Source organism: Enterococcus diestrammenae (assembly GCF_049384045.1).
Taxonomy (GTDB): Bacteria; Bacillota; Bacilli; order Lactobacillales; family Enterococcaceae; genus Enterococcus_C; species Enterococcus_C diestrammenae.
The window spans coordinates 1-13,473 of the sequence record NZ_JBMRGR010000013.1; the positions used below are offsets into that span (position 1 = coordinate 1).

The 13,473-nt window shown below is 45.2% G+C and carries 10 protein-coding genes; 7 read left to right on the forward strand and 3 right to left on the reverse strand.

The genetic code is table 11. The annotated features are described in order from the left end of the window. The first annotated feature begins 219 nt into the window (after positions 1–219). Positions 220–2,145 (forward strand): beta-N-acetylhexosaminidase, encoded by a 1,926-nt coding sequence (locus tag ACO03U_RS09680; protein ID WP_204687156.1) that lies wholly within the window; start codon positions 220–222, stop codon positions 2,143–2,145. Between the two features lie 246 nt (positions 2,146–2,391). Here the strand turns inward: ACO03U_RS09680 and ACO03U_RS09685 are convergent, their stop codons facing one another. Both ACO03U_RS09685 and ACO03U_RS09690 read right to left on the reverse strand, forming a co-directional pair. Further along, positions 2,392–5,019 carry a YfhO family protein gene (locus tag ACO03U_RS09685; protein WP_204687155.1) on the reverse strand — a complete coding sequence of 876 codons (2,628 nt, stop codon included), beginning with the start codon at positions 5,017–5,019 and terminating at the stop codon, positions 2,392–2,394. Between the two features lie 569 nt (positions 5,020–5,588). After that, positions 5,589–6,071, reverse strand: a complete 483-nt coding sequence (locus tag ACO03U_RS09690) for a hypothetical protein (RefSeq protein ID WP_204687154.1) — start codon at positions 6,069–6,071, stop codon at positions 5,589–5,591. Positions 6,072–6,318: 247 nt separating this feature from the next. Between ACO03U_RS09690 and ACO03U_RS09695 the strand changes: the two genes are divergently transcribed. Then, a complete protein-coding gene (locus ACO03U_RS09695) occupies positions 6,319–6,474 on the forward strand; it encodes a hypothetical protein (protein ID WP_204687153.1) in 156 nt (51 codons plus the stop codon). Positions 6,475–6,638: 164 nt separating this feature from the next. On the opposite strand, the gene rpmB is transcribed toward ACO03U_RS09695, so the two are convergent. Further along, positions 6,639–6,827, reverse strand: a complete 189-nt coding sequence (gene rpmB, locus ACO03U_RS09700) for a 50S ribosomal protein L28 (protein ID WP_161868756.1) — start codon at positions 6,825–6,827, stop codon at positions 6,639–6,641. Between the two features lie 347 nt (positions 6,828–7,174). Here rpmB and ACO03U_RS09705 point away from each other — a divergent pair, with 347 nt between their 5' ends. The 5 genes from ACO03U_RS09705 to acpP all read left to right on the forward strand — a co-directional run bounded on the left by ACO03U_RS09705 (position 7,175) and on the right by acpP (position 13,425). After that, the gene (locus ACO03U_RS09705; protein WP_204687152.1) at positions 7,175–7,537 is read left to right on the forward strand and encodes an Asp23/Gls24 family envelope stress response protein; all 363 of its coding nucleotides are present in this window, start codon (positions 7,175–7,177) and stop codon (positions 7,535–7,537) included. 323 nt (positions 7,538–7,860) lie between these two features. Continuing rightward, positions 7,861–9,510, forward strand: coding sequence for a DAK2 domain-containing protein (locus ACO03U_RS09710; RefSeq protein WP_423104696.1), 1,650 nt, complete (start codon positions 7,861–7,863; stop codon positions 9,508–9,510). A gap of 321 nt (positions 9,511–9,831) precedes the next feature. Next, entirely contained in the window at positions 9,832–11,889 is a 2,058-nt protein-coding gene (gene recG, locus ACO03U_RS09715) for an ATP-dependent DNA helicase RecG (RefSeq protein ID WP_204687150.1), read from the forward strand. Between the two features lie 161 nt (positions 11,890–12,050). Then, a complete protein-coding gene (gene plsX, locus ACO03U_RS09720; RefSeq protein ID WP_204687161.1) occupies positions 12,051–13,058 on the forward strand; it encodes a phosphate acyltransferase PlsX in 1,008 nt (335 codons plus the stop codon). Positions 13,059–13,179: 121 nt separating this feature from the next. Further along, positions 13,180–13,425 (forward strand): acyl carrier protein, encoded by a 246-nt coding sequence (acpP, locus tag ACO03U_RS09725; protein ID WP_161868760.1) that lies wholly within the window; start codon positions 13,180–13,182, stop codon positions 13,423–13,425. Positions 13,426–13,473: the final 48 nt, after the last annotated feature.

Genomic DNA, 13,473 nt, shown 5'->3' on the forward strand with positions numbered 1-13,473 from the left:
ACCGCCGTATACGGAACCGTACGTACGGTGGTGTGAGAGGTCGGTGAGGGAATTAATCTCTCATCTCCTACTCGATTCTAGGATAGTCACATCAGGGAGTAAAAACTGGTACAATGCTTGAGGGATGCTAGAAATAGGTGCAAATAAAAATGAAAGCGAAATCACAAAAGCTGACAAGGTGTAGTCACCTGGAGCGTGAGTTTGGAGGAAGTGAGCAAGATGAAAGTGAGTCACTATCAAACAGCAGGTCTGGATTTTTTGATGGAGGAATTAGCGATTGTACTACCGGCGGGTTATGAAGAGATTATTCTTGAAAAACAAAGCAGCAGGAGGGAATCACGTTTTTTTGAAATCCGTCGTGAAGCAACAGGAGCAATCATCCTACGCTATAGCCATGAGGCCTTGATTTATCGGGGCTTGTTTGTGGGTTACCCACGATTATTGGCAAGCGGGGAAACCACTTATCGGGAGGAGACTCCTATTTTGGAAGTCAGCTATTCGTTGGATGCCTCTCGCAATGGCGTAATGCAAGTCACCACTGCCAAAAAGTTTATCGCCTATCTTGCGGTGATGGGCTATACTACCTTGTATCTTTACACGGAAGATACTTATGAAGTGGCTGATTTGCCATATTTTGGTTATTTAAGAGGCGCCTACTCAGCTGAGGAAATCAAGGAAATCGTGGCCTTTGCTGCCCTTTTTGGGATGGAAGTCGTGCCGGCCATCCAAACTTTGGCCCACTTAACCCAGTTTTTGAAATGGTTTCCTAATCAGGAACTACAAGATGATGGCAATACCTTATTGATTGGGGAAGAAAAAGTTTACGAAGCCATCGAGAAAATGCTGGCAAGTTGTCAACAACTCTATCAGACCAAGCTGATTCATTTGGGGATGGATGAGGCATATCAAGCTGGTTTGGGGCGTTATCTGAGTTTGCACGGTTATCAGGATCGGACGACTTTGATGATTCAACACATGCAGCGGGTGTTGGCTTTAGTCGCCAAGTATGATTTGGAGCCCTTGATCTGGAGTGACTTTATTTACAAATTATTAGACGAGACGCAGGTGGATCGGTATTATAACCCGGCGTTTCAGCTAAAGGCTGAGGCGGCTGCGACGTTACCAGCTGGTTTGACTTATGTTCATTGGGATTATGGTTCGGATACAGCTGAAGCCTATGAAACAGTCATCGATCATCATTTGGCCTTTTGTGATTTGGATCATTACGTCTTGGCTACCGGGGCGCATATGTGGAACAGTCTAGCGCCTAATCATGGTAAAACCGAGAGAATTATCGCAGCGGCTGTGGCAGCCTGTCATCGCAAAGGGGTCAAAGAAGTGATGTTAACCACCTGGGGGGATGACGGGCAGGAAACGGAGCACTGGTACTCTCTCCTAGGTGGAGCTTATTTAGCAGAGTGTGTCTACAATCCCGGAAAAAGGGCGGAAGAGACCACAATGGCAGTGGCTGGTGTTTGTGATACGTTGCTAGGGGAGGGGAGTTATCGCTGGTTGTCAGCTTTGCGGTATTTCGATGAAGTGGATACGGTGACCCCGGATAATCTCAATATGACCAATATTAGTAAACTATTGTTGTGGCAAGATCCCTTAGTGGGGCTGTATGATTTTCATGTGGCGGCCCATAACAAGCAGGCTGACCGAACCTTGGGACAGTATTATCAACAATTGGCAACGGTCCTCACTACTGAAGGGGACCAGGCACCGAAAGACCCCACGATTGCTTTGATACGAGAGCGTTATCGGCAATTAGCGGAGGTCTTAGCAGGTAAAGCTGAGCTGGGTGTTCATTTACAGGAAGCCAGAAAAAAGGAGAATCCCGGAGAACTTCAAAAACTGCGAGAGTTGTGTTTGACACTGGCAACACAGGTGGAGGAGTTAGCCGAAAGCCATGAAGCGATTTGGATGGCGACTTACAAGAGTTATGGGTGGGAGGTCTTGGAACAGCGCTATGCTGGGGCGGCCCATCGTTTACGAAGGGTTGCCCGGCGAATTACCAATTATTTGGCAGGAACCGACGAACTGTTAGAGTTGGTAGAAGAACGGCTGCCTTTCATGGCGACTTCGATTCCAATTGAAATCAGTGGGTTTACCTATCGTCAGACTTCGGTGTCTGGTTATTGCTAAAGGGTCCCTCAAGCAGCTAAAGGTAAATAGAATTGCTTGGGCCTTTACCAAGCTGGCTACCTAAGAAGAAAATTACTAGATTTAAGTAATGAAGCAACTTAAGCGATTGTAGAAAAGTCAGTCCGCCTCTTTGCTGAGGTCTAGTGTATAAAAAATCCCCGAATCATTAGCTGATCCGGGGATTTTTCATATACTAGATAGTTTTTCGTATATCGTTGGATTCGTTCATTTGCTGCTAGTTGATGGTTAGGTGTGGCTTGTTGGCAAATCTCTGAGGGAGGGCTTACGCCATTTGCGATAACCGAAATCAAAAAGACCAAACAATAACCCACAGCCAAAGAATAAGCCAATCCCAGCTTTGAAGCCTTGTGGGGCATAGCTAAGTTTGATTTGATGCTTGCCAGCGGGAATTTTCACGGAGACGAAAGCATCTTGAAAGGCTGTGACTGGCACGGATTTGCCGTCGATGGTGGCCCGCCAACCTTTTTCGTAAGGAATGGTGGTGACTAGCAATTGATCGTCAGTGGCAGTGACAGTACCGCTAGCCGACTGTTTACCCACATCAAGGTCCACTGCTTTTTCTTTGAGGGCATCCATGGCGGTTTGATAGGCGACGGTGTCCAAGAAGAGGGCTTGTGGATTTTGGAAACTGATTTCGGGAGTCCCATAAAAGCTGGCGGTAAAGGTCAATGTGGTTTCCTTATCGTAGTAGCCGAGATCGTAATATTGGCCTGTGATGTTGATTTGGCTTTTCCGTTGGCTACCATTGACAAACATGGTGACGGTGGAACTTTTCAGTTGTGCGAAATCTTTTGGATACAAGCTGAGGTAAGCCTGTGTATAGGCTGGTATGGAAACTTCCCAAGTGATATCTTTAGCGACATTGCCTTCGATTTCTTTGATTGTGGTGTAGATGCCACTTTGAGTGACCTCGGCATTTTTGGTTTCTTTTTGCACGAGGGGAGCAAAGCGGAAATATTGCATGTTTAAACCAGCTAGCCCGTTTGTCAGATTGGTTTGGCAAGTCAAGTTGTCGTTTTCCGGTTGTTCGATTGCTGCAGCGGCGGGATCTACCAGTAGCGCTAGTGGTAAGGCGTTGTCGTTTTCGTAGGATTGGTAGTTTTTGGTGCTCCCATTCGGCGTGAAGCCATATTTTGAGAGGCTACCTTTCGCCAGATTGTACTTGATGCCCATCAGACTGTCTGCTAACAGGGTGTTGTTGGCATAACGGATATTCAAGTTGGTGCCACGGGAGCGAAAGCCCAGTTTGTCCAGATAACCAGAAGAGTGACGATTGCGAATGGAAGAAAACATACTGATGCCGCTGTAGCCGTAGTTTAAGCCATCATTACTGGAGACGGCATCGAGATTTTCTAGACGAAAGAAAGTATCGCTAGCAGCGGTATTCTTGTCTACTAACTCTTTGATTTCGGGATAAGGATCGGTGTAGAGACTGCGAGAAGCATAGTTCCAATCGTTTAAAATTCCCCGCAACATGCCGTTAGTGTTCACGGCGGCTTCTCCCGTGACGGTCAATAATAAGAGGATGGTGAAGACTTTTTGTCCGACGGCGCCGATTTTTTGGCAAGTAAATAAAACCAGATACAGCAGTAAAAAGCATAAGGTCAAAACTAGCGAGAACAGCTTGATATAGCTGTAACTAGCAGCTGGATGGAGACCATAAGCCAGACAAAAAGCGGCCATTAACAACAACAGCAAGACGGCAAAGGTTTGCCAGTTTTTGAGGGCTAGCGTTTCCCACCCGTAACCCGCCAACATCACAACCATAAAGGAAAAGAGAAACGCATAGCGGAACAAGAACATATTTGGCGCATGCATCCCATGCCAAAAGAGATTGAGGGGTACGAGATAAAAACTAGCAATCAAAATGCCAAAAAGGGCCCCATAAAGGAGTTTGTTTTTCCAGGGGATGCGGCGAGAAATAAAATAATACAAGCAGAAAACCAGGGGCAATAAACCAACGTAGATGAAAGGAATCGAGCCGTATTTAGTCGTATCATAAACGGCAATCATGTTTTTCATCAATAGATCCAAGGGAGCAGTGGCTTCGGTTTTCAGCTTGGTGACAGTAGACAAGGTTTCTCCATTAGCAGAAAGATCCAAAATCGCTGGCAAAATGATAATCATGCTGGCGCCACCGGCTAACAATGCCGTCAATCCATAGGGGAGCACATAGCGGAGATTGCGTTTGGGTGCCATGAAGAAGCGGGCGATAAAGTACAACGCCGAAAAAATCGCCAGCATAAAACCGGTGTAAAAACTGGTTAGAAACATAAGTAAATAACTGAAAAAGAGTAGTCGCGGACTTTTCCCAGCCAAGACTCGATCAATCCCCCAAATGATGAGGGGTAACCAGACAAAGGCATCTAACCACATGATCAACTCAGAATGGGCGGTGACAAAGGACATCAAACTATAACAAATTGCTAAAATGACGTGATAAGCTCGAGGCAGGCGGAAGGTATGCTTGGCGTAAAACCAAAAGGCCAAACCAGCGGCACCGATTTTGATCAAGGTTAGAAAATACAAGGCATCTGGCATCAACTGATTCGGAAAAAAGATCACCAGCGGCGTAAACAATCCCCCGAGATAATAGGAGACTAATGAAAGGTAATTTAAGCCCAAGGAAGCATTCCACGTATAGAGGGCGCCTTGTTTCCCTAGAAGCATGTTGCGATAGCTGGCGTGGAAGTTGGAAAATTGGGAAAAAGCATCGCTAGCAAGTACGCTACGAGAGCTTCCAGGATAAATCCCAAGGGTCAGATAGATAAACGCCATGACCCCGATTGGTATTAGACAACTCGCTAGTAGATAGCGGCGGTTTTCTTTGAGAAATGCTTTGATTGTAGACATCGTGTCACCCTTTAATGGAAGTATTGAAACCGTTGCGATCAAGTTCTGCAAAGCTAGTTGCGTACAACGGGAATTCTTTGTTAAGTTTACCATATCTAGGGAGAAATTAGGAAAGAGGAAGGGGAGGGAGCGTGGGGAAAAGTCCATAAAAAAATACGGTGGGAAAAATAGTTCTAACAGCAACAGAAAAAACATGTATAAATAACTTTAGTTTCAACTAATTTCATTTATAAAGTTATTTAATTTTAATTATTAAGAAAGTAAAACTATGGTATTGCGATAATTCATTGAAAAGTGTCTTGACAACATATATTTAATGTTGTATTTTGAGATTATAAAAAAACATAAAAATTATTTTGCGCTGGCGAGGCGGCACATATTAAAACTGTCGGGGACTTTGAGTCTACGGCAGTTTTTTTGCTGACTAAGATATTATGGAATTTTCACTTGTGAAAATTTCGCAAAACCAAGCCTAAAAATGTCTGGCTTCACGAGTTCGTGCCGCCTTTCTAATATTGCTGGAAGTTTTTTAAACACAGCAAATAAACCGCTGCAATTAATAACGATGTTTATTTAAAAAGGGTTTCGTTCACTCGACAATTCCTTTTGCGAATTCGGTGATGAGATGGGATGGTATTCATCAAAGTAGACAAACTAGTCTTTAAAAATATCGCTAAACGTAGGCTTTCTCGTTTCTCAACCGAAAGTATAAAAAAATCTGCGAGAAATGGATACAATGCTTGGTATTGTTGCCGCAGTTCTTGCCATTCGCTCTCGCTGAAAAACTCTCGAAATTCTCGGAGAAACAAGATGAGATATGGGCGCTCTTGCCATTGCCTATCCAAATAAATCTCGCGGACTTCCTTGGCGTAGAGCGCTGGACGCAAGGGGGCAACTCGCTCGGTTAACTCAGATAACAGCCGAATCAAGCGTAGGTAGCCGAGAAAGATGACGGGATTACCTTCCCCCCAATAATAATAAGTTTTTAGTCGCCGAGCGGTGGTCTCCGGTTTGAAATAGCCGATCTGGTTCATGGTGATGATGAGTTTCATCTGCACTCTCCGTTCAATAGTTCCTACAAGAATACATACGCAAACGGGGTGACTTTCTGTTTTGAAATAAAAAATTTTATCATTTAAAGAAAAGCTGGATTGACTGGCACTCCTCGATGGTTCTAGTTAGTCTGATAAGCAATAAAAATAACGAATTATCCAATTGCTTTTCGGCGACCGTCCCCTCATAATTAATATATATGTCTATCAGTGTAACCACGAGGGTAACCGAAAGGGGAGATTGGGGATGTCGTCAGATTTTACGATTTATTTGGGTTTGTTTGGTTGGCTTTTTGAGTATGTGTTGAAGATTACGGCAGTGGTGATTGGTATCATGGTTGTTAAAGCGTTACGGGGGATTCACAGAGAATTACAACTGAGAAATGAAGGTAGCAGTGAGTAATCGATAGCTGCTGGTGTAAGTCTGTCGAAATAGGAAAGCAAATCGAAATCAAAGAAATAAGCGCACTTCAAAACGCAGGAGCCACCTCCTGCGTTTTTCGATATCCTAAATTTTCCAATAGAAAAACCGCCTGTCAAAAGACAGACGGTTTGAAGGTCGTAAGATTAAACGCGCTCAACTTTTCCTGATTTCAAAGCACGAGCTGAAACCCAAACTTTCTTAGGTTTACCATCGATTAATACGCGGACTTTTTGCAAGTTAGGTTTAACTGTGCGTTTTGTCGCGTTCAGCGCATGGGAGCGGTTATTTCCACTTTTTGTTTTACGTCCTGTAAAGTAACAAACTTTAGCCATGTTAATTGTTCCTCCTTTGCCTTGATGTCAGAGCGCATAATTTCGCTCATACCAAAAGAATTTATCACATTTCGCTAAGTTTTGCAAGTAGATTTGATGGGAAAGATTGACAATCTGGGGGAAACCATGTAAATTATACTGCGTCGTATGCTTGAAAGTGCCGGTTTTCCTTTGATGGACTCGGCTTTTATTTAACGCATTGCTATGATAGAATACTATAGAAGAAACAGGTACAATAAATTGTGGCGAGGGGTGTATCTTCGCTTTTTTTGAGTACCAGCAGCAAGTGTAGCAAAGAAAACCTGTCAAGGTTTAGCGAAACTATATCAGCAAGGAGGCTATATTTCATGGCTGTCAAAATTAAGACACAAGCAGGAACGATTGAAATCACCAATGATGTCATCGCAACTGTGGTAGGCGGTGCAGCGACGGATGTATTCGGAATCGTGGGCATGGCTAGTAAGAAACAAATCAAAGACAATATCAATGAAATCTTAAAACGGGAAAATTATTCCAAAGGCGTCGTGGTGCGTCAAGAAGAAAATGGCATCGCAGTGGATGTCTATACCATCGTCAGCTACGGTACGAAGATCTCCGAGGTCTCTCGCAACGTGCAGGAAAAAGTAAAATACAACTTGGAAACGATGCTAGGCGTGACGGCAAATTCTGTCAATGTCTTTGTCCAAGGCGTCCGAGTATTGCCTGACTAGCAAGGGGCAGGCGACGATCAGGTACCAACCACCGACAGATAGGTATTATAAAAATGTCTGGCTTCTCAAACTAGCTCTCTTCGAAAATTAAAGCGAAACCGATTCATGATAAAGAACATCATGTGTCGCTTCCGACTTAATTCTCGAGAGCTGAAGGAGTTTGTTCAGCCTTTCTTAGCTGTTGGGTGATTTTTTGGTAGTGAAGTCGTGTTTGCACCTTCATGTGGGAGTGAGTGTTGCCGGCTACAAGTGTGGCTGTGCAATCGATTTGAAGGAGGATTACTGTGAATCAAAGGAAGATCACTGCCGGCCAGTTTTCAGAAATGGTACAGGCAGGCGCAAGTCGTTTACAAGTCAATGCTGAGTATGTCAACTCATTGAACGTTTTCCCAGTGCCAGATGGCGATACCGGGACCAATATGAACATGTCGATGCAATCTGGTGCCAAAGCGGTAGCGGATTCCCCGTCTGAAAAAGTCGGTGAATTGGCGCAAGTTTTAGCACGAGGTTTATTGATGGGGGCGCGAGGAAACTCTGGGGTTATTTTGTCCCAATTGTTCCGCGGGTTCTCAAAACATGTGTTAGAAGCAGATGAATTAGATGCCAAATTATTGGCACAAGCCTTCACTCACGGGGTGGAAACGGCTTATAAAGCGGTGATGAAACCAGTGGAAGGGACCATCTTGACCGTCGCTCGGGTGGCAGCTGAATTTGGTGAACGCAAAGCCGAAGAAACCGCTGACGTGGTGGAAGTGATGAAGGCTGTCGTTTCTGGTGGCAAGCGGGCGTTGGCGAAAACCCCTGATCTATTGCCAGTCTTGAAAGAAGTCGGTGTCGTGGATAGTGGCGGTCAAGGGTTGTTGTATGTTTACGAAGGCTTTTTGGCAGCTCTCACTGGGGAATTCCAAGCAGATGAAGCCTTTGAACCAACCCCGGCTGCCATGGATGAAATGGTCAATGCCGAACATCATCGTAGCGTCCAAGGACAAATGTCTACAGAAGACATCAAATTTGGCTATTGTACTGAAATCATGGTGAAAATCGGTGAAGGACCAACTGTCGATGATACCTTTGATTATGATACATTCCGCAATTATTTAGATGGTATCGGGGATTCGTTGTTGGTGGTGAACGATGATGAAATCATCAAAGTCCATGTCCATACTGAACATCCTGGCGAAGTCATGAACTACGGCCAAAAATTTGGTTCCTTAGTGAAAGTCAAAGTGGACAATATGCGTTTGCAACATGAAACCATCTTGGAACACGACCATCAAGTGGAATCTTTTGCTGGCGACAACACTCCAGCTCCTCGGGTCCCTTACGCGGTGATTGCTATTGCAGCCGGCGAAGGGGTTGGTGAACTCTTCAAGAGCTTAGGGGCTAGTCAGATCATCAATGGTGGTCAAACCATGAACCCAAGTACCGAAGACATTTTGAAAGCTGTGGAAGAAGCCAATGCCGACAAAGTGATTATCTTACCAAATAACAAAAACATCTTCATGGCAGCTGACCAAGCCGCAGAAGTCGCGGATGTTCCTGTAGCTGTCGTACCAGCACGGACGATTCCACAAGGGATGACGGCGATGTTAGCCTTCAACGATCAAGTGGAATTGGCTGAAAACAAAGAAGCCATGACGGAAGCGTTGGCTGGCGTGGTCTCAGGTTCTGTTACCCATGCGATCCGCAATACTTCAATTGATGGAGTTGCCATCACAGAAGGAGATTTTATCGGGATGGTGGACGGCAAAATCGTCGTTTCTGAAAAAGAACGGGTTCAAACGGCCATCGATACACTGATGAAGATGATCCAAGAAGATACTGAAATCATCACGATCATCTTTGGGGATGAAGCTGATGAGAAAGAAGCACAACGCATTGCGGATCAATTGATGGCGACTCATGAAGATTTGGAAGTCGAAATTCATCAAGGGGATCAACCAGTTTATCCTTACTTGTTTGCTGCTGAATAATTGAAATCGTGGGTGTTTACGCCTGTTGTATAAACTAGCCAAACCGCTGGGAGTCTTCTGATCAAGAGGATTGCCAGCGGTTTGATTGCTTGCTTTGGAAAATGGTGGCGTGGCGAAAATGGTGAAATTTGGCGGTAATCTTTTTTATGCAAACTAGTTATGTTGAGAATAGTTTATGGATTGATTTGTCAAAAGGTTGTCCTTGCTTGAGGAGAAATCCTCGGGTGGTAGTGGGATTCTCCGAAAGCAAAGACAACCGACCCCTAGCTTAGCAACAGTTTTTCACACAGTTTTATGGTAAAGTCTAGACAGTTGGATACTATGATAAAAACGAGGAGGGAGACCATGACAGACTTGTCGCAATCGGTGCAATTTTTGAAAGGTGTGGGGGAGGCGCGGGCGCAAAATCTCGCCACGCTGGGGATTGAGACGATTGAGGATTTGCTGGGCTACTATCCTTTTCGTTATGAAGATATTCAAGAACGGCGAATAGAAGAGATTGACGATCAGGAAAAAGTCACCATCAAAGGCGTGGTGGTGGCACCCCCGGTAGTCACTCGTTTTGGTTACAAAAAATCGCTGTTGAAGTTTCGCATGATGCAAGACCATGCTGTTTTCAATGTTTCCTTTTTCAACCAACCCTATTTAAAAGATAAAGTCGTGCTGGGGGAAGACTTGGCGGTTTATGGCAAATGGGATGCAAAGAAAATGGCGCTGACGGGGATGAAAATCCTGGGTAGTGGGCAACAAGGAGATTTTGCGCCGATTTACCATGTGTCCCAAAAAGTGAAACAGAAAACCTTGATTCCCTTGATTCGCCAAGCCTTTACCGACTTTGGTGACCAAATCAATGAAAATTTGCCACGATCATTAAGGGAAAAATATCGCTTGATGGACCGCCACGATGCCATGTTTGCCATGCATTTTCCAAAAAATCCGGCAGAACACCATCAAGCCAAGCGTCGGGTAGTCTTCGAGGAGTTTTTCCTGTTCCAAATGAAGCTGCAGGGCTTGAAGCAGCAGGAGAAATCCACGGCAAACGGCTTGGCGATTCAATACGACAATACTCGTTTGAAGCAATTTATCAGTAAGTTGCCTTTCCAACTCACTGACGCCCAAAAACGGGTAACCAATGAAATTTGTAGGGATTTAAAAAGTCCGCAACACATGCAACGCCTGCTCCAAGGGGACGTGGGGAGTGGGAAAACCGTGGTGGCGGCGATTGCCCTCTATGCTACGGTGACGGCGGGTTTTCAGGGGGCTTTGATGGTGCCTACTGAAATCCTTGCCCAGCAACATATGGAAAGTCTGAATGGTTTGTTTGATCCGTTAGAAGTTCGCGTGGCATTATTGACAGGCTCCACTGCTACCAAAGAGCGGAAAAACATTTTGGCGGAACTAGCTGCTGGAGAGATCGACATCGTGGTGGGCACGCACGCCTTGATCCAAGAAGGGGTAGTCTTTCGTAACCTCGGCTTGGTGATTACCGATGAGCAGCACCGGTTTGGTGTCAATCAGCGGCGCGTACTGCGGGAAAAAGGCTGGCGCCCAGATGTTTTATTTATGACCGCCACGCCGATTCCTCGGACTTTGGCCATCACCGCTTATGGAGAGATGGATGTTTCCGTTATCGATGAGTTGCCAGCGGGGCGGATTCCCATCGAGACCCGGTGGGTACGACCAGGTCAGCTGGATAGTGTCTTGGATTGGAGTTTCCGAGAACTATCGGCAGGCCATCAGATGTATGTGATTTGTCCCTTGATTGAAGAATCTGAAATGCTAGATGTCAAAAACGCCACCGAAATTTACGAACACTTAAAAGCTTTTTATGCCAAACAAGAGTACCAAGTCGACCTGCTTCATGGGCGCATGAAAAATCAGGAAAAAGAAGCTATCATGGAAGAATTTAAAGATGGCAAAACAAAAATTTTGGTCTCCACGACGGTTATCGAAGTCGGCGTCAATGTGCCCAATGCGACGGTCATGCTGATCATGGATGCCGATCGTTTCGGACTGGCCCAGCTGCACCAGTTGCGGGGACGGGTGGGTCGCGGGGCAGAAGCTTCCTATTGTATCCTCGTGGCTGATCCGAAAAATGAATACGGTCAGGAACGGATGAAAATCATGACCGAGACCAATAACGGCTTTGTCTTGAGTGAAAAAGACCTGGAATTACGAGGTCCAGGGGAAGTCTTTGGTTTCCGTCAATCGGGCCTACCCCAGTTTGTGGCGGGGGATTTGGTGGCGGATGCGACGATTTTGGAAGTCGCCAGAGAGGAAGCTGCCGCTATTTGGCAGCTGCCCAATTGGCAAGTGTTGCCAGAATATCAAGGGTTAGCGCAAGTTTTAGCTGCACCGGAGAAACAATTTCTTGACTGATGAGAGATGACCGACAGAAGGGCTACTAGTGGGGGGTTCAATGGGTCTCCGCTGCTTCATCAACCAAATCTGGTTGTTTTTTTAGAAGGGATATTGTAAAGTTGGAAAGAAAGCAAACACCTACTAGCCCGCTAGTGGGAGGAGTGGAGGAAAGCGCAATGATGAAAATCGCAGTGGATGCGATGGGTGGGGATAATGCTCCGAAAGCCATCGTGGAAGGAGTGGTTTTGGCAAAAAAACAATTTCCCGACATCCAGTTTCAACTATACGGTAAAGAAGCCGAAATCAAGAAATACTTAGATGATGAAAACAATATAACGATTATCCATACAGACGAAAAAATCAACAGTGACGATGAACCGGTTAAAGCGATTCGCCGTAAGAAAAATGCGTCGATGGTCTTAGCAGCACAAGCGGTGAAAAATGGCGAAGCAGATGCGATTTTTTCGGCCGGTAACACCGGAGCTTTGTTAGCGGCTGGTTTATTTATCATCGGTCGGATCAAGGGAATCGAACGCCCTGGTTTGATGTCTACTTTACCAGTGATGGGCAAGACGACAGGCTTTGATATGTTAGACCTAGGTGCCAATGCCGACAATAAAGCCGAGCACCTGCATCAATATGCGATTTTGGGTTCGTTCTATGCCCGCAATGTCCGCAATATCCAAAACCCACGAGTCGGTCTGTTGAACAACGGGACAGAAGAAACAAAAGGTAGCGAATTAACGAAAAAAGCCTACCAATTGTTGGCCGCTGAACCAGCTATCAACTTTATCGGCAATGTGGAAGCGCGAGAGCTCCTAAACGGTGCTGCGGATGTAGTGGTCACCGATGGCTTCACCGGCAATGCCGTCTTGAAGTCGATTGAAGGAACGGCGTTAAATCTGATGGCGTTACTAAAAGAGGCCATTAAAAGTTCTGGTACAAAAGGTAAAATCGGGGCCCTCTTTCTGAAAGACAGCCTGTATACACTGAAAGATGCTTTGGATTATTCCCAATATGGCGGGGCGGTCCTCTTTGGCTTGAAGGCACCGGTCATCAAGACTCACGGGGCGACGGGTCCTGAGGCGGTAGCCAACACCATCAAACAGATTCACACGATGTTGGAAACCGACGTAGTAAACGAATTGGTGAAACAGTTTGAAATTCAGCCGCCAGCAGAAAGCTAGCAATCTTAATGCAATCTTTGTAATAATTTTGCAAAATAGCTAGACAAACAAAATGAAAAAAAGTACAATGTCTTGTAGCTATCTTTACTTTTGTCAGTCAAACGCGTGGAGGTGAATGCAATTGACCCGTGAAGAAGTATTTAAAAAAGTAGCCAACGTAATCGCAAATCACTTTGAAGTGGATGCGGCAACAGTGACGGATCCCATGAGTATCAAAGATGATCTCAATGCCGATTCTATCAGTGTCATGGAATTTGTATTGGAATTGGAAGATGAATTTGGTACCGAGATTTCCGATGAAGACGCAGAACAAATCCAAACAGTTGGTGGCGCAGTAGATTATATCTACAGTCACTTGAACAAGTAAGTAGTTGAGTCGCAGAGATGCGGCTCTTTTTTTATACATTATTTTATC